The following is a 16,684-nucleotide window of genomic DNA, read 5'->3' as shown; positions in this document are numbered from 1 at the left end:
CAGGGACTTCCGACAGGACGCCATCAGGACGTCACTCGCCGGCCACCGTCCCCGTCCCCGCCGCTGGCGCCCGGGGTCGTCAGCGCCGAGCTGGCCGCCAACTCCGTCGGTTGCGGCGAGGCCGGGGCTGGTCGACGCCAGCGAGCCACCCAGGGTGCGTCCCTGGCGCCATTGAACACGCCACCGTCCGGATCGTCCGGATAGGTCTTGCGGACCGCGTCCAGTTCGGGGTGCAGGATCTCCCGGACGACCAGCACGCACAGCAGCACGACGGTGGCCAGGCGCAGCGTCGAGGCCAGCACGAAGACGCCCTCCGGGAAGACCGGCTTGCTGGTCGCCGCGCCGAGCAGCTCGCCGTAGAAGGCCACGAAGTAGCAGACCTCGGCCACCTGCCAGGCGAGGAAGGCGCCCCACTTCGGGCGGGCGAGCACCACCAGCGGCAGCAGCCAGAGCACGAACTGCTGCGACCACACCTTGCTGAAGATCAGGAAGGCGGCGACCACCAGGAACGCGAGCTGGGCGAGCCGGGGCCGGCGCGGCGCCAGCAGCCCCAGCGCGGCCACCCCGAGGCAGGCCAGCCCAAAGAGGGCGTACGACAGGGTGTTCAGCGTCGGGATGTTGGCGTTCAGCCACTCGAACGGCCCGAGGTCGGCGGGGTTGGCGTTGCCGAACTTTCCGTCCACGTAGCGGCCGATGTACCAGAGGGTGCCCCAGTCGATGGGCCGGGTCGAATTCAGCTCGAAGAAGCGGTCCCAGTTCTCCCGGTAGGGAATGGCGACCGGAAGGTTCACGAGGACCAGGGAGACGAGGGCCGCGCCGAAGGCGGTGAGAGCGGCGCGGAGCCGCCCGGCGCGCAGCCCCAGCACCAGGATCGGGCCGAGGATGAACAGCGGCCACATCTTGGCCGCCCCGGCGAGACCGAGCAGGATCCCGGCCGCCAGTGGTCGGCTGCGGGCCCAGGCGAAGAGGCCGAACGCGGCCAGGCCGATGGCGAGCAGGTCCCAGTTGACCGTGGCGGTGAGCATCAGCGCGGGAGCGAGCGCGAAGAGCGCGGCGTCCCATGGTCGACGGCGGCGTAGGGCGAGGAGCACTGCCACGGTGGCGACCGCCAGCGCGCCGAGCACCAGCGCGTTGAGGTTGTAGAACCACATGCCCTGGTTGAGCCCCGGGTCGTTCTGGCCGAGGGCGTGCACGGGCAGGCCGAGGGCGCCCATGAAGTACCCGGTGAGCACCGGGTACTCGACGGGGTGGTCCTGGTAGGGCACCGCACCCTCGTTGAGCCGCTCGGCGTAGTAGAGCGCCAGCACGTCGGTGTAGCAGAAGCGGGTGTACTGCACGTTGTTCTGCCAGGCGCCGTCCTGGCAGGGCGACTTCTGCACCCAGTGCAACGCCAGGGTCAGGCAGACGAGGGCCAGGACGATGCGGGCCGCGGTCCAGAACCGACTCTCCCGCCCGGCGGGCCGGTCCAGGGCGACGGCGTGGTCGCCCAGCGGGCCGCCGATCGCGCCGGAGACGCCCCGGACGAAGCCGTCGGAGCGGGACGGATGGTCAGGGGCACCGGCGTCGTCGATGCCTCGCGTCGACTGCGTGCTCATGAAGGTGCATCCTGCCGTACATCGGGCCTCCGCGTCCCCTCCCTCTCACGACACGTCGATACGTGAAACGCCGCCGGCGGCCGGAAAGTTGCTCCGGCCGCCGGCGGCGTTCGTCGATCAGTCGTTGTCCGGCCTGGGTGTCAGGCTCGGTAGCAGCCCGCCGCCGCCGCCGTCCCGGCCGGGGCGCGGGTCGGTCGGGGTGGTGGGCACGCCGGGGCCACCGGGGCCACCGGGAGGAGTGCCGCCGCCGTTGTTTCCACCGCCGTTGTTGCCGCCGGGGCAGAACAGGCCGAGCGGATCGCAGTTCGGCGGGCCCGACGGAGGCGGCGGGGGCGGGGGCGCCTCACCGTTGCCGCTGTTCGGGTCGCCAACGTTCGCCGCGGGCGGGAAGTCCTTCTTCTCCCATTTCTTGGCCTTGTGTGCCTCGTCCATGAACCGTTCCCAGATGGTGCCCGGCAGGTTGCCGCCACTGATCTTGTTGCCGTTCTTCAGCTTGAGCGGCTTGCGGTCCTTGACGTTGCCCACCCAGACGGCGGTGGCGATCTGCGGGGTGTAGCCGATCATCCAGGCGTCGCCGTTGTCGTCGCTGTCCGCCTTGAGTTCCCAGGTGCCGGTCTTGGAGGCCGCCTTCCGGCCGTCGTCGAGCTGGTGGTTGACCTGCGCCGGATACCGCTCCAGCACCGAGGTCACGTCCGCCACGACGTCCTTGTCGATACGCTGCTCACCCTTGAGCGAACCCTCGTCGGCGATCTTCTTCCACTTGCCGGTCACCTCGTCCCGCTTCTCGACCGAGAAGAGGAAGTGGGCCTTGTGGTAGCGGCCCTGGTTGGCGAAGGTGGCGACGCCGTTGGCGTGGTCCAGGACGGTGATCGGATACTGGCCGTAGCCGACGACGTGGAAGAACGGGTTCGGCGCGATCTTCTTCGGGTCTTCCTTGGTGAGGTCGTAGCCCTTCGGCGGGTCGGTGTCCGAGCGCCACATCATGCTGACGCCGGCCTTGGCCGCCATGTCGACGACCTTGTCCGGGCCGATCTCCTGGGTGACGTGGTAGAACGGCACGTTCAGGGACTTGAGGGTGGAGACCGTCAGGGTGCAGGAGTTGCCGCACTCGGGGTTGTCCACGCCGGCGTTGCTGACCTTGAACTTGGTGCCTTCGGGCGTGAAGGCCCTGCCCTTCCAGCGCGACTCGAGGGCCTTGCGCTCCTTGAGCGCCGCCGCCAGGGTGTAGATCTTGAAACTCGAGCCCGGCGGGTGACCGCCGTAGGGGTTGCCGGAAGCGTCGAGGTTCCTGCCGGCGTAGTCGGTGCCGGTGCCGTTGTCGCCGCCGTAGTAGGCGAGCACGCGACCGTTCTTCGGCTCGATGGCGACCACCGCCGCCATCAGGTTCGGCGGCTGGCCGGCGAGTTCCGACCCCTTGGTCTTGCGCTGGGCGGTCTCGACCGCCGCCTCCTGGATCTTCGTGTCGATCGTGGTGCGGATCTTGTAGCCACCCGACATGAGCGCCTGGGAACAGAGCGGCTTGGCGTCGGTGATCTGCTCCTCCTTGTCGACGCAGATGCCCTTGTCCCGCATCTCCTGCTTGACGTAGTTGATCACGTTGCCGTACGGGGTGTTGACGCCGAAGTCGATGCCGGCGCCGCCCTGGTTCGGCTTCTTGGGCATCGGGTACTCGGCCAGGGTGGGTGCCGCCGGCTTGCCTGGGGCGTTCAGCCAGCCCTCGGCGACCATGCCGCCGATCACGTACTCCCAGCGGGACTTGGCTTCGGCAAGGTTCACCGCCGGGTCGTAGCCCTTGTGGCCCATCCCGGCCTCCGGCTGCTTGATCAGCGCGGCGAGGACCGCGCCCTCGGCCACGCTCAGCTTGTTCGCCGGCTTGCCGTAGTACGTCTGCGCCGCCGCCTCGATGCCGTGCGCGCCCCGCCCGAAGTAGATGATGTTCAGGTAGTGCTGCATGATCTGCGGCTTGGTGTACTCGTCGTTCAGCTTGGAGGCGAGGATCGCCTCCTTGACCTTCCGGGCGTAGGTGTCGTCCTTCAGGTTGTCGAACGCGTTGCGCGCGTACTGCTGGGTGATCGTCGAGGCGCCCTGCTTGCTGCCGCCGGAGACGTTGTTCCACGCGGCCCGGACGATGCCCTTGTAGTCCACACCCGAGTGCTCGTAGAAGTTGCGGTCCTCGGCCGCGGCGACGGCGTCCTGCACCCACTTCGGGATCTGGTCGATGGTGACCAGGGTCCGGTTCTGCGTGCCGACCTTCGCGATGATCGTCTTGTTGTCGGAGGCGTAGAGGGTGGTCGCCTGCGGCGGCGTGGTGTCCTCCGGAAGGACCACGTTTGTCGAGTAGTAGGTGAAGCCGACGACGCCGAGCCCGGCGAGCATGATGAACACGGCGAAGGCGGCGATCAGCATGTTGACCCGCTTGCGCTTCTTCGCCCGCGACGAACCGGCCGGGTCGCCCGCGCCGCGCCCGCGCCGGCCGGGGCCGGTCGGCCCGCCGGGCCCACCAGGGCCGCCTGCGGCCGGGGAGACGCTCGCCCGGGCCGAGGCACGGCCGCTGACGCCGCCGACCGCCGCCGATCCGACGCTGGCCCGTCCGGCCGGGGCGGCGCCGACGGCGGCGGAGCCCACCGAGGCGCGACCTGCCGGCCCGCCGGCCGGGGAGACCGGCACCGAAGCGCGACCCGAGCCCGCCGCCCGGCCGGTGCCGGGCGCAGGCGAGACCGGCACGGCCCGGCCCGGCGCCGCCCGACCGACCGAGGCCGAACCCACCGAGGCTGTTCCGGCGCGCGGCGGGACGGCTGCGGACGCCGAACCGGAGACGGAACCGCCGCGCGGCGGAACGGCGGCCGAGCCGCCGACCGAGGCCCGCCCGCCGGCGGCGCGGGGCGCGACCGAGGCGCGGCCCGCGGGTGCCGTACCGTCCTGTGCAGCCGACCAGCCGCCCCCGGAGGCGTCACCGCCGGGGTCGCCGTGCTGGCCCGGAATCTGGGCCCGCCCGCGCGGGGAACTGGAATCGCCGTACGAGTTCATTCCTCACACCCTGCCGTCGCGGTGGGACGCGACTGCGCCGCCACCGGTTTGCCGTGAGATGGGACACCTGTCGAGGGCGGCACGTGCGTGCCGGCCGACCGGTGCCACTTGCGAATCAATCGGGCCAATCAGACCAACGATCCGTCGGTCTCCCCAGGCGTGCGTGCGCTGGCCGGGGTCGGCCGATCGAGCGAAGATCACCGTTGCGCCTCTCGCCTCCGTCGACTGCCCGCACCGTTACCCGAGGCGGCCGCGCCGCCCACCGCGTCCTGCTCCTGCCCACCCTCCGGATTCCCGGCCAGGCCGTCCCGGCCGAGCAGGTACTGCTCGACGAGATGGTTCCAGTCACAGCCGAGGCACACCTCCACCACGAAGACCTGGAACTCACGCACCGTCATCGCCAGCACCGGCAACTCGGCCAGTCTCCGGGCCTGGCCGGCGGACTGCTTGAGTTCGTCGCCGTAAATGTAGTGGACGTGGGTCAGGTTCTCGCTCCGGCAGATCGGACACCGCTCGTCGGTCGGCTCACCGTGGAAGCGGGCGGCGTTCTTCAGGTAGGGCGAGGCGTCGCAGACGTCGTACGTGCCGACCCGGCCCGCGAGGAGCTCACGCAGCACCGCTCGCTTCCGGAGCGAGTAGTCGACTACCTGGCGCTGCGTACGCATGCGGAGAAGGGTACGCGGTCTCGTCGGACGGGGCGACCACGGTGACGATGCGTGACCGGAGAACCTCGGAGCGGAGGTTTGCCCTGATCACGGCGATCCGCTAGCGTGCGATGTATCGGTCCGATACATCGCGGCGGTTACCGCTCCGCGTAGAGGGTACAGAGAGGATGGCCCGTGCTCGAGCTCGCCATCCTCGGCCTCCTGCAGGAGTCTCCGATGCACGGCTACGAGCTGCGCAAGGAGCTGACCGCCAAGCTCGGTGCGATCAGGGCGGCGATCAGCTACGGCTCGCTCTATCCCACGCTGCGCAGGTTGCAGGCGGCGGGATGGATCACCGAGGCCGCGGAGGCACCCGCCACGGTCGAGGAGGTTCCCGCGCTGACCAGCCGACGAGGTCGGGTGGTCTACGAAATCACCGCGGAGGGCAAGGAACGCTTCGCCCAACTGATCGCGCAGACCGGGCCGGAGACGTACGACGACACGGGTTTCGGCGTGCACTTCGCGTTCTTCGCCCGGACCGACCAGGCGACCCGACTCCGCATCCTCGAGGGTCGCCGGCGAAAGATCGAGGAACGCCGTGAAGGGCTTCGCGACGTGCTCGGCAGGGCGGCCGAGCGGCTCGACGCCTACACGCTGGAACTGCAGCGCCACGGCCTGGACGCCTGTGAGCGCGAGGTCCGCTGGCTGGAGGAGCTCATCGCCAACGAGCGCTCCGGCCGTGCCCCGACGGTCCCGTCAACCGGGACGGCCGGCGGCCGACGAGAAGACAACAGCCCGCCTCCGCCTGGAGAGTCCAGGAAAGAGCGGCCGTGATGAAGAAGAAGGAGGCAGACGCTATGGGCTCCGTCCGCGTCGCCATCGTCGGTGTGGGTAACTGCGCCTCGTCCCTCGTACAGGGCGTGGAGTACTACCGGAACGCCGACCCGAACGACCGCGTCCCGGGTCTCATGCACGTCACCTTCGGCGACTACCACGTTTCGGACGTGCAGTTCGTCGCGGCGTTCGACGTGGACGCCAAGAAGGTGGGCATGGACCTCGCCGAGGCGATCGTCGCCAGCGAGAACAACACCATCAAGCTCTGCGACGTGCCGCCGACCGGCGTCACCGTGCAGCGCGGTCCGACCTTCGACGGTCTGGGCCAGTACTACCGCGAGATCGTCGAGGAGTCCGACGCCAAGCCGGTCGACGTCGCCCAGGCGCTGCGCGACACGCAGGTCGACGTCGTGGTCTCGTACCTGCCGGTCGGCTCCGAGCAGGCCGACAAGTTCTACGCCCAGGCCGCGATCGACGCCGGCTGCGCGTTCGTCAACGCGCTTCCGGTCTTCATCGCCTCCGACCCGGAGTGGGCCAAGAAGTTCGAGGACGCGGGCCTGCCGATCGTCGGTGACGACATCAAGAGCCAGGTCGGCGCCACCATCGTGCACCGCGCGCTGGCGAAGCTGTTCGAGGACCGGGGCGTCGAGCTGCTGCGCACGTACCAGCTCAACTTCGGCGGCAACATGGACTTCATGAACATGCTGGAGCGCAACCGCCTGGTCTCGAAGAAGATCTCGAAGACCCAGTCGGTCACCTCGCAGATCCCGCACGAGATGAGCAAGAGCGACGTGCACATCGGCCCGTCGGACCACGTGCCGTGGCTGGACGACCGCAAGTGGGCGTACATCCGCCTGGAGGGTCGCTCCTTCGGCGACACCCCGCTCAACGCCGAGCTCAAGCTCGAGGTGTGGGACTCGCCGAACTCGGCCGGTGTCATCATCGACGCCGTCCGCGCCGCGAAGATCGCGCTGGACCGGAAGATCGGCGGCCCGATCCTGTCGGCCTCGTCGTACTTCATGAAGTCCCCGCCGGTGCAGTACGCCGACCACGACGCGCACGCCGCCGTCGAGGCGTTCATCGCCGGTGACGCCGAGCGCTGACGCGCCGACAGCAGCACCGTCGAGGGCCGGGTCCGCACGGATCCGGCCCTCGCCGCGTCCGGCCCTTCCGCAGCCGTACGCGCAACGGGCCACCGACCTCACACGGGGTCGAACGGACGGCGACTCGCCGTTACGCTGACCGACGTGACGTCCCTCCCTCACGGCGGCGCGCGACGGGTCGTCGGGGCTCTCGCCGTCGCGGTGCTCCTTCCGGTCCTCGTCGGCTGCGCGGCGCCGGGATCCGACCCGACCACCACGCCGGCCGGCGGCGTGGCGCTGGCCGACGGCACCACGACAGCGGGTGGCACGGCACCGGCAGCCAGCACGGCACCGGACGGCGGCGTCGGCTCGGCCCGCCCGGCCGCCTCCGCGACGCCGCCCGAGGCCGACTGCGCCAGGGCGGGCACGCCGGTCGCGCGCCCCGGGCAGGTCGCCCCGTCCGGTGGCGGGGTCCCGGCCGTCACGTCGCGTCCGCCCGGCACCCGACAGCCGCTGACCGACGAGCAGCGCCGCGCGGAGGAGTTCCGCCGCCAGCAGGCGGCCAACGACGCCTTCCGGCAGCGCGGGACGCTCGGCGAGGAGGCGGCCACCGGCGCACGGGCCTGCGCTGCGGACGTCAGGAGGAGCCTCAGCCTGCTGACCGCCGGCGGCCGGGACCAGCCCGGGCAGGAGGCCGTCCGGCGGGCGATCGTGGCGACGGGGCTGACCGGGGTCACCGTGCGACCACCGGGCCGGCTCGACCTCGGCCCCGTCGACGGGCTGGTCTTCGCGGGCTGGACCGGCCGGGCGTGCGTCTTCGGCAACGTCCGGGCGGGCGACGTCACGGTCGAGATCGGCACCCGCATCGCCGACGGCGGCTGTCTGCCCGCCCCGAGCTGAACCGGGCGGATGCGGACGGGACCGCGTCAGGACCAGGCGCGGCGCAGGGCGACCCCGGCCTCCAACTCCAGCAGCTTCACCTTCCGCTCCAGGCCGCCGCCGAAACCGACCAGCTTGCCGCCGGCGCCGACGATCCGGTGACACGGCACGAGCACCGGGATCGGGTTGCGGTTGCAGGCCACCCCGACCGCGCGGGCGGCACCCGGGTCGCCGAGCCGGCGGGCCACCTCGCCGTAGGTGAGCGTCTCCCCGTACGGGATGCGGGTCATCTCCCGCCAGACGCCCCGTTCGAAGTCGGACCCGCCCGGTGCGGCCAGCGGCACCGCGAACCCGGTCAGCTCGCCCGCGAAGTACGCCCGCAGCTCCGCCAGCGCCTGTCGGGCCGCCTCGTCGCCCGGCTCCTCGGCGGCTGCGTCGACCCGGCCGAAGTGGGCCTGGCACACGTGGGTGCCGTCGGTGGCGACGGAGAACTCGCCGATCGGGGAGTCGAGCACGGTCCAGCGCATCCGCCCATTGTCCCCGGTGCCCCGACAGTGCCTCCCACCCGAGCCGCCGGGCATCCGGGTCGCCGACGAGAGGCGGCCGGGCCGGTCATCTGCCGACGGTGGTCAGGGGTTGCCGAGGACACGGGTGGCTCCTTCTCGCCGATGTCGAGATCGGCGCTCGATCCGAATCTTGTCAACAGCTAGATTGCGGGCGGCGGCAAAGTTCGGACGCCGGGGAGCGTCAGAGCTACCGGAGGTGGGCGGTGACCGAAGGGACCGACGGGGAGTTCACCGCGTTCGTCAACGAACGGGGAAACGTCCTGCTGCGCATCGCGTACGCCCTGGCCGGCGACCAGCACGGCGCCGAGGACCTGCTGCAGAACGCGCTGGCCAAGGCGTACGCCCGGTGGCCCCGGATCCGCGGCGACGCCGAGCCGTACGTGCGGCGGATCCTCTACCACGACCAGGTCTCCGGATGGCGGCGCCGGTCGCGGCGGCCCGAGGTGCCGGTCGCGGTGCTGCCCGAGCGGGTCGGCAGCCGGGACAGCGGTCAGGACGCCGACCTGCGGATGCTGCTGCGTGACGCGTTGCTGTCGCTGCCGCCCCGGCAACGTGCCGTGCTGACCCTGCGATACCTGGAGGATCTCAGCGTCGAGCAGACCGCCGCGCTGCTCGGCTGCCGTGCCGGCACGGTCGCCAGCCAGACCTCGAAGGCACTGGCCAGACTGCGGCAACTGGTACCCGTCCTCGACGACAGCGTCACGGAGGAGGTCCGATGAACGGCTCCGGGGAGGACGTCCTGCGTTCCGCCGTACGGGAGATCGCGGCCGAGGCGCGGGCTGCGCCCGACCTCGCCGACCGGGCCCTACGACGGGGCCGACGGCTGCGTCGCCGTCGCCGCACGACCGCCGCCGGCGGTGCCGTCGCGGCGCTGGTCGCCCTCGTCGGGCCGTACGTATGGCTGCGATCCGGCGCACCCCCGGACGCCGCCACCGGGGCACCGGTCGTCACCCCGGTGGCGACGGTGTCGGCCGCCCCGCGCACGATGCCCGTCGTCCCCGCGCCGACCGGCGACTGGACGCGGGCGGTCGTGACACTGCCCGGCGACTGGGTGCTGACCGGAGCCACCTCCACCGGCACTCCCGCCGTGCAGGGGTACGCCCTGGACCGCGAGCGCGGCCGGTACGTCGCCGCCGACCGCCGGTACGAGGAGACCTGGGCCGCGCCCCGGGGCGGAACCGCCGCCGTCGTCGACTACGAACGCGCCGGCCGGATCGGCCTGCTCGACCTGGGCCACGGCACGGTCCGCTGGATCCGCACCGGCAGCCACATCATGACCCCGCACTGGTCGCCGGACGGGCGGCGGTTGGCGCTGACCGTGCTGGACAAGGAGAGCGGCAGCTTCTCCCTCGGCGTGCTCGACGCGGCCACCGGCGCCTACCGCACCTTCCCGGTGGACACCGACCGGTACTTCTGCACCGACCACTGCTTCTTCACCTGGAGCCGGGACGGCCGGGAGGTCGCGCTCCAGCAGACCGATCCCGGTGCCCCGCGCTCGGAGTCCCGGCCGCACACGCGCCGGGGCGTGCAGTTCTTCTCCGCGACGAACGGCCGGCCGACCCGGTTCGTGCCCGTCCCGGGCGACCCCGCCGGCCCATGGTCGTGGTCGCCGGACGGGCGGCTCGTGATCATCAAGGGCCAGGACGGCCCGAAGTTGGCGGAGGTGGCGACCGGGCGGGTGATCGGCCTGGCTCCCGCCGAGGACGCCGTGTGGGTCGCGGGCGACCGGCTGCTGCACCGCGTCGGCTGGACGGCCGAGATGGCGCTGGTCGACCTCGACGGTCGGGAACTGGCGCGGCAGGCCCTCCCCGCGTCGCTGGACGTCAACCTGACCCTCGCGATCGCGCCCCGCTGAACGGCCCCGCGTCGCGGCCCCGCCGAACCGCCGGCTTCCCGACCGACGTTGCGGGGCACCGATACCGTGCAGGCCGTGGCCACGGGGACGCTGATCTTCCTCATCATCGGCGGCGCGGGCGTCGCGGTGCTGGCGCTCGCCCTGCTCGGCGGCGAGCTGCTCCACTTCGGCAACCCGGACTTCGACGGTCCGGTGTCGGTGGAGGCGGTCGCCGGGTTCACCGGAGCGCTCGGCTTCGGCGCCGCGATCGTCAACGAGCTGGTCGGTGGGCGTACGCCCGGCATGATCGCCGTGGCCCTGGCCGGCGGCGTCGTCGCGGCCGTGCCCACCGCCTGGGCCGCGGCCCGGCTGAGCCGGGCGGCCCGCGACATGCGCACCGACCCCACCCCCACCCGCCACCACCTAGTCGGCGCGCTCGGCCTGGTGGTCACCCCCGTGCCCGCCGACGGCTACGGCGAGGTCCGGGTCCGGGTGGCCGGCCAGCCGGTCAAGCTCAACGCCCGCGCCGACCGACCGATCCCGGTCGGCGCCCAGATCTTCGTGGTCGAGGCGCTCAGCGAGACCAGCGTGCACGTCGAGACCTACTGAACCCCCCTCATAGAAAACAGGACGGTCACATGCCCCTTCTCATCGCCATCGGCGGCGCGGTCCTCCTCGTCCTCGTGCTCGTGCTCTTCGTGCTCTCCCGCATCAAGGTGGCCGGGCCGAACGAGGCATTCATCGTCACCGGCCGCAAGGGCCGCACCACGCAGACCGCCGACGGTGGCCGGTCGACCGACAACTCCGGGCAGAAGGTCGTGCTCGGCGCGTCCGTCTTCGTCCTGCCCGTGGTGCAGAAGCTCCAGTCGCTCGACCTGTCCAGCCGGCGGATCGACGTCGGCATCAAGGGCGCGGTCAGCAAGCAGGGCATCCGCGCCGACCTGCACGGCGTCGCGATCGTGAAGGTCGGCGGCACCGAGGACGCCATCCGCGCCGCCGCGCAGCGCTTCCTGCACCAGCAGGACGAGATCGAGGACTTCACCCGGGAGGTGCTGGCCGGCGCGCTGCGCTCGATCGTCGGCCGGCTCACCGTCGAGGAGGTCATCCGGGACCGGGCGGCGTTCGCCAGCGCGGTCGCCGAGGAGGCCGAGCACTCGATGACCAACCAGGGCCTGGTGCTGGACACCTTCCAGCTCCAGGACATCCTGGCCGAGGGCTCCTACCTCCAGGACCTGGGCCGGCCGGAGGCCGCCCGGGTGCTCAAGGATGCGGCCATCGCCGAGGCGCGGGCCCGGCAGCAGGCCGAGCAGGAGCGGCTGCTCGCCGAGGAGGCCATCGCCGAGGCCAACCGGAACCTGTCGCTGAAGCAGGCCGCCATCCAGGCGGAGATCGACGCGGCCAAGGCGAAGTCCGCCGCCGCCGGACCGCTGGCCCAGGCCGAGCGGGACCAGGCGATCCTCTCCGAGCAGCAGAAGGTCGCCGAGCGCAACGCCGAGCTCAAGCAGCGTCAGCTCGACACCGAGGTGCGCAAGCCGGCCGACGCCGCCCGGTACAAGGTGGAGCAGGAGGCCGAGGCGTCCCGCAACGCGGCCGTGCTGAACGCCGACGCGCAGCGCCAGGCCGTCATCGCCGCCGCCCAGGCCGCCGCCGAGCAGGCCCGGCTCACCGGTGAGGGCGAGCGGGCCCGCCGGGCCGCGCTGGCCGAGGCCAACGCCATCGAAGGCGCCAAGGAGGGTGAGGCCGAGCAGCGCCGCCGCTCCGCCATCGCCGAGGCGGTCGAGCGGGAGGGTGCGGCCGAGGCCGCGGCCATCCTGGCCAAGGGGCAGGCCGAGGCCGACGCGATGGCCCGCAAGGCCGAGGCCTTCGCGGCGTACGGCGAAGCCGCCGTGCTGGACCTGCTGGTCAAGGTGCTGCCGCAGGTCGTCGAGGCGGCCAGCGCCCCGATCGGCGCGATCGACAAGATGACCGTCATCTCCACCGACGGCGCCTCGTCGCTGACCAAGTCGGTGGCGGGCAACGTGGCCCAGGGGCTCCAGCTCGGCAGCGACCTGACCGGCATCGACCTGGCCGGCCTGCTGGGGAAGCTCGGCTCGGCGGCGGCGACCACCGGCAACGGCAAGCCGCCCGTCGACGGCACGGCGGTCGAGACCCGCTGACGCGACCCGACACGACTGCCCGGGCTTGGGCAGAACGGCGCCCGCCGAGCCGTGCTCCTGAGACGGCTCGGCGGGCGCCGACGTTCGGTGGGGCGGTGGGGCGAAGATCACCTGACGGTGGTGACCGTCCGGCGGAGGCCCGGTGGGCCGGCACCCGCCGCGCCGCCCGAGGAGCCGACACGGCGGGTGCCACAGGGGCCGTCAGACAACGTCGACGGTGAACTTCTGTGCGGTTCCGAGACCCAAGGTCGGGCTGGACCAGTCGATCGTCCGGTCCGAGATCAGCGGGTTGGCACCGGCGGTGATCGCCTGCCCGTCAACGTACGCACGCAGATAGATGGAGCCGTCCGCGTTGTAGTCGATGAAGTCGAACACCTCTGCGGGGCCGACGGTGGTGCTCGTGGCGATCAACGGCTTCGTGCCTTCGCTCGCCGCGGTCACCAACTTGCCGTTCACCAGGGGGCGCAGCGTGAAGAAGCTGCCCTCGGGGAGGAAGGCCAGTTCGTACTTCTCCCAGCCGCCGACGGCAGCGGCGCCGGCGATCAGCGGCTTCGTGCCCGCACCGTCCGCGGCGACGAACCTGCCGTTCGCCGCCGCCCTGAGGCTGACGATCGGGTTCGGTGCCTCCAGGTCGAACTTCGCCGAGGCGCCGATGGCATCGGCGCTCGCGATCAGCGGCAGCGTGCCCCCGCCGTCCGCGACGACGAACTTGCCGTTCACCACTGCCTTGAGGCTGACACTGCCATCGGTGTTGTGGACGATCTGGAACTTCTCCCACCCGCCGATGGCAGCGGCGCCAGCGATCAACGGCTTCGTGCCCGCACCGTCCGCCACGACGAACCTGCCGTTGGCCCGTGCCCGCAGCCCGACGTACCCGCTTCCGGCGTCGACGATGTCGAACTTCTCCCACCCGCCCATGGCAGCGGCGCTGGCGATCAACGGCTTCGTGCCCGCACCGTCCGCGACCACGAACCTGCCGTTGATCCGCGCCTTCAGCCCGTACGAACTGCGGGCCACCGGCCCGGTACCGACCTGGAGAAAGCGGTCCAGCGAGCGCTGCGTGTCGTGGACGGCGCCGGAGAGGCCACCGGTCACGATGCTGTCGCGCACCTGCGACGGGCTCCACGTCGGGTTCGCCGCCAGCAGCAGCGCCGCGGCGCCGGCGACGTGCGGTGACGCCATCGAGGTGCCGCTCAGCGTCGCGGCGCCCGTCGTGGAACCGATGGTGGCGGAGGTGATGCTGACGCCCGGCGCGAACGTGTCGACGCAGGCGCCGTAGTTGGAGAACCAGGCCCGCGCGTCGATCTTGTCCGTGGCGCCGACCGTGATCGCTGCCGGCACGGACGCCGGGCTCACCAGGCAGGCGTCCTGCATGGAGTTGCCCGAGGCGACCGCGTAGGTGATGCCGCTGGCGATCGAGGCGTTCACCGCGTCGTTGACCGCCTGGACGTTGCCGCCGAAACCGAGGCTCATGTTCGCCACGGCCGGCTTGACGGCGTTCGCGGTCACCCAGTTGATACCGCTGAGGAGTTCCTCGCTCGTGCCGGAGCCCTCGCAGTCCAGGACCCGCACCGCGACCAGCTTGACGTCCTTGGCGACGCCGTACCTGGTGCCACCCACCGTGCCCGCCACGTGCGTGCCGTGCCCGTCGCAGTCACTGGCGTCCTTGGTGGAGGTGCGGTCGGACATGGCGTTGAAGCCGTAACTGGCCCGGCCGCCGAAGTCCTGGTGCGTGATGTTGATACCGGTGTCGAGGACGTACGCGGTGACGCCCGCCGCCGACGTGCCGGGGTAGGTGTAGGAGCCGTCCAGCTTCGGCGACACCTGGTCGATCCGGTCCAGGCCCCAGGACGGCGGACTGCTCTGGGTCCCGGTGGCGGAGGCCCGTACGACGGGCTCCACGTAGGCCACCTGCGGGTCCAGCGAGAGCCGCTTCACCTGACCCGCGCTGGCCTCCATCGAGTACCCACGCAGGCCGTTGGTGAAGACCTTGCGTACCTTGCCCCCGTTCTTCTGCGCGAGCGCGGACGCGGCGGCCCGGGTCTCGCTCGGTGTTGCCTTGCCGTCCTTGAGGACGACGATGTAGCGGCCCGGTACGACCTCGCCGGGTTCGGCACCGCGCACGGGTGCCCGGGTCGGTTCGGCGGGCTCGGCCATCGCCGCGCCGCCCGAACCAGCGACGGCGACGGCCGTCGCGGAGGCGAGAAGCAGGCCCGCCACCGCTGAGCGGCGCGCAACGCCACGACGTCTCACAAATGACTCCCCGTTGATTCGAAGGACCGTCCGCTGTGGACTCGGACCGGTCACACGGCCAGCCTCTACCGGACTCGGAGGGCTGGAGAATTCCGCCCCATCATCAGTAATGATCAGTAGCTGACGCGTCAGCCATTCGGTCGATACGTTGGCGTCTCGTACTCGCTATGCGAAGCGGTACGCCCCGCCGTCGGAGGACGCCGGCCGGCATCGGCACCGGTCTGCGCTACAGGCCCTCGTCGCGGGCCCAGCGCAGCAGCTCCGCCTCGGCCTCGTCGCGGTCCAGCGGGCCGCGCTCCAGGCGCAGCTCCTTGAGGTGCTTCCAGGCCTGTCCGACGACAGGCCCCGGCGGTACGCCCAGCAGCTCCATGATGGCGTTGCCGTCCAGGTCGGGCCGGACCCGCGCCAGGTCCTCCTCGGCGGCGATCCGGGCGATCCGCTCCTCCAGCGCGTCGTAGTCGGCGGCGAGCTGGGCCGCCTTGCGGCGGTTGCGGGTGGTGCAGTCCGACCGGGTCAGCTTGTGCAGCCGCGGCAGCAGGTCACCGGCGTCGGCGACGTAGCGGCGCACCGCCGAGTCGGTCCACTCGCCCCGGCCGTAGCCGTAGAAGCGCAGGTGCAGCGCCACCAGCGCGGTCACCTTGGCGGTGATCTCCTTCGGGTAGCGCAGCGCCTTCAGCCGGGCCTTGGTGAGCCGGGCGCCGACCACCTCGTGGTGGTGGAAGCTGACCCGGCCGTCCGAGCCCACCGCCTTCGTCGCCGGCTTACCGACGTCGTGCATCAGCGCGGCCATCCGCAGGACGAAGTCCGGCCCCTCGGTCTCGTACGAGACGGCGTTGCTCACCACGGTCAGGGTGTGCTCGTAGACGTCCTTGTGCTGGGCGTGCTCGTCGATCTCCAGCTTGAGCCCGGTCAGCTCCGGCAGGAAGCGCTCGGCGAGCCCGGTGTCGACCAGCAGCCGCAGCCCGGTGATCGGGTCAGCGCCGCAGAGCAGCTTGGTGAACTCGTCGCGGATCCGCTCGGCCGTGATCCGGTCCAGGTCGCCGGCCATCCGGGTCATCGCCGCGTACGCGTCGGGGTGCACCGCGAAGCGCAGCTGCGCGGCGAAGCGGGCCGCGCGCAGCATCCGCAACGGGTCGTCGCCGAAGGACTCCGCCGGGGTGCCCGGGGTGCGGATCACCTTGGCGGCCAGGTCGTCCAGCCCGCCGTGCGGGTCGGTGAACCGGTGCTCGGGCAGGCTGACCGCCATCGCGTTGATGGTGAAGTCGCGCCGCCGCAGGTCCTCGGCGAGGTCGGTGCCGTACTCGACGACCGGGTTGCGGCTGACCTGGTCGTAGGACTCGGCACGGAAAGTGGTGATCTCCAGCCGCAGCCCGTCGCGCTGGCACCCGATGGTGCCGAACTCCCGGCCGGTCTCCCAGATCGACTCGGCCCAGCCGCGCACGATGCGCAGGGTCTCGTCCGGGTGCGCGTCGGTGCAGAAGTCGAGGTCGTCGCCGAGGCGGCCGAGCAGGGCGTCGCGTACCGAACCGCCCACCAGGTGCAGCTCGTGGCCGGCCCGCGCGAACCGGCGGCCCAACTCGTCGGCGACCGGGGAGACCCGGAGCAGTTCGGCGACGGCGTTGCGCTGCGCGGCGGTGAGTTCGCGGCGGTCGGCGGCGTGGGGAGCGGAGGCTTCGGACATGGGAGCGCCAGACTATCGGTCCCGACGGGGATGCGGTCCGCCGGGCGCGGGTAACGGGTGGCCGTTGACTATCGTCTGTGACGTGCGGGCCGTGGCCCGGCTCCGACGTACCTCTCTGCCTTGGAGGCGACAA

The 16,684-nt window shown here is 71.8% G+C and carries 13 protein-coding genes; 7 read left to right on the top strand and 6 right to left on the bottom strand.

Annotated features, from left to right (window positions below):
- Nucleotides 1-23 precede the first annotated feature (23 nt).
- From ACGFNF_RS27885 to ACGFNF_RS27875, 3 genes are all read right to left on the bottom strand, one after another.
- Nucleotides 24-1,595 (bottom strand): glycosyltransferase family 87 protein, encoded by a 1,572-nt coding sequence (locus ACGFNF_RS27885; protein WP_393171733.1) that lies wholly within the window; start codon nt 1,593-1,595, stop codon nt 24-26.
- Nucleotides 1,596-1,712: 117 nt separating this feature from the next.
- Nucleotides 1,713-4,622: a transglycosylase domain-containing protein gene (locus tag ACGFNF_RS27880; protein ID WP_393171731.1), complete on the bottom strand. Its 2,910-nt coding sequence runs from the start codon at nt 4,620-4,622 to the stop codon at nt 1,713-1,715.
- A gap of 197 nt (nt 4,623-4,819) precedes the next feature.
- A complete protein-coding gene (locus tag ACGFNF_RS27875) occupies nt 4,820-5,287 on the bottom strand; it encodes a DUF5318 domain-containing protein (RefSeq protein WP_393171729.1) in 468 nt (155 codons plus the stop codon).
- A 174-nt stretch (nt 5,288-5,461) separates the two neighbouring features.
- On the opposite strand from ACGFNF_RS27875, the gene ACGFNF_RS27870 reads away from it, so the two are divergent.
- The 3 genes from ACGFNF_RS27870 (at nt 5,462) to ACGFNF_RS27860 (ending at nt 8,082) form a co-directional block, all read left to right on the top strand.
- Entirely contained in the window at nt 5,462-6,100 is a 639-nt protein-coding gene (locus ACGFNF_RS27870) for a PadR family transcriptional regulator (RefSeq protein WP_121397428.1), read from the top strand.
- Nucleotides 6,101-6,123: 23 nt separating this feature from the next.
- Complete coding sequence (locus ACGFNF_RS27865; RefSeq protein ID WP_393171727.1) at nt 6,124-7,203, top strand: inositol-3-phosphate synthase; 1,080 nt, start codon at nt 6,124-6,126, stop codon at nt 7,201-7,203.
- A 144-nt stretch (nt 7,204-7,347) separates the two neighbouring features.
- On the top strand, nt 7,348-8,082 hold the full coding sequence (locus tag ACGFNF_RS27860; protein WP_393171725.1) for a hypothetical protein: 735 nt from the start codon (nt 7,348-7,350) through the stop codon (nt 8,080-8,082).
- Nucleotides 8,083-8,108: 26 nt separating this feature from the next.
- Here ACGFNF_RS27860 and ACGFNF_RS27855 read toward each other — a convergent pair whose 3' ends face one another.
- The gene (locus tag ACGFNF_RS27855; RefSeq protein WP_393171723.1) at nt 8,109-8,588 is read right to left on the bottom strand and encodes a methylated-DNA--[protein]-cysteine S-methyltransferase; all 480 of its coding nucleotides are present in this window, start codon (nt 8,586-8,588) and stop codon (nt 8,109-8,111) included.
- A gap of 242 nt (nt 8,589-8,830) precedes the next feature.
- On the opposite strand from ACGFNF_RS27855, the gene ACGFNF_RS27850 reads away from it, so the two are divergent.
- The 4 genes from ACGFNF_RS27850 to ACGFNF_RS27835 all read left to right on the top strand — a co-directional run bounded on the left by ACGFNF_RS27850 (nt 8,831) and on the right by ACGFNF_RS27835 (nt 12,617).
- Nucleotides 8,831-9,346: a SigE family RNA polymerase sigma factor gene (locus ACGFNF_RS27850; protein WP_151455441.1), complete on the top strand. Its 516-nt coding sequence runs from the start codon at nt 8,831-8,833 to the stop codon at nt 9,344-9,346.
- Complete coding sequence (locus ACGFNF_RS27845; RefSeq protein WP_393171721.1) at nt 9,343-10,482, top strand: TolB family protein; 1,140 nt, start codon at nt 9,343-9,345, stop codon at nt 10,480-10,482. The genes ACGFNF_RS27850 and ACGFNF_RS27845 overlap by 4 nt, the downstream gene beginning before the upstream one ends.
- A gap of 66 nt (nt 10,483-10,548) precedes the next feature.
- Nucleotides 10,549-11,070 carry a hypothetical protein gene (locus ACGFNF_RS27840; protein ID WP_225852283.1) on the top strand — a complete coding sequence of 174 codons (522 nt, stop codon included), beginning with the start codon at nt 10,549-10,551 and terminating at the stop codon, nt 11,068-11,070.
- A 29-nt stretch (nt 11,071-11,099) separates the two neighbouring features.
- Entirely contained in the window at nt 11,100-12,617 is a 1,518-nt protein-coding gene (locus ACGFNF_RS27835; RefSeq protein WP_101413437.1) for a flotillin family protein, read from the top strand.
- 201 nt (nt 12,618-12,818) lie between these two features.
- Here ACGFNF_RS27835 and ACGFNF_RS27830 read toward each other — a convergent pair whose 3' ends face one another.
- Together ACGFNF_RS27830 and ACGFNF_RS27825 are read right to left on the bottom strand one after the other, a co-directional pair.
- Entirely contained in the window at nt 12,819-14,870 is a 2,052-nt protein-coding gene (locus ACGFNF_RS27830) for a S8 family serine peptidase (RefSeq protein WP_393171718.1), read from the bottom strand.
- A gap of 226 nt (nt 14,871-15,096) precedes the next feature.
- A complete protein-coding gene (locus ACGFNF_RS27825) occupies nt 15,097-16,551 on the bottom strand; it encodes a CCA tRNA nucleotidyltransferase (RefSeq protein WP_393171716.1) in 1,455 nt (484 codons plus the stop codon).
- Nucleotides 16,552-16,684 lie beyond the last annotated feature (133 nt).

It is taken from the genome of Micromonospora sp. NPDC048868, from assembly GCF_043198195.1.
GTDB classification, from domain to species: Bacteria; Actinomycetota; Actinomycetes; order Mycobacteriales; family Micromonosporaceae; genus Micromonospora; species Micromonospora reichwaldensis.
This window is presented reverse-complemented; position numbering and strand designations above follow the sequence as displayed.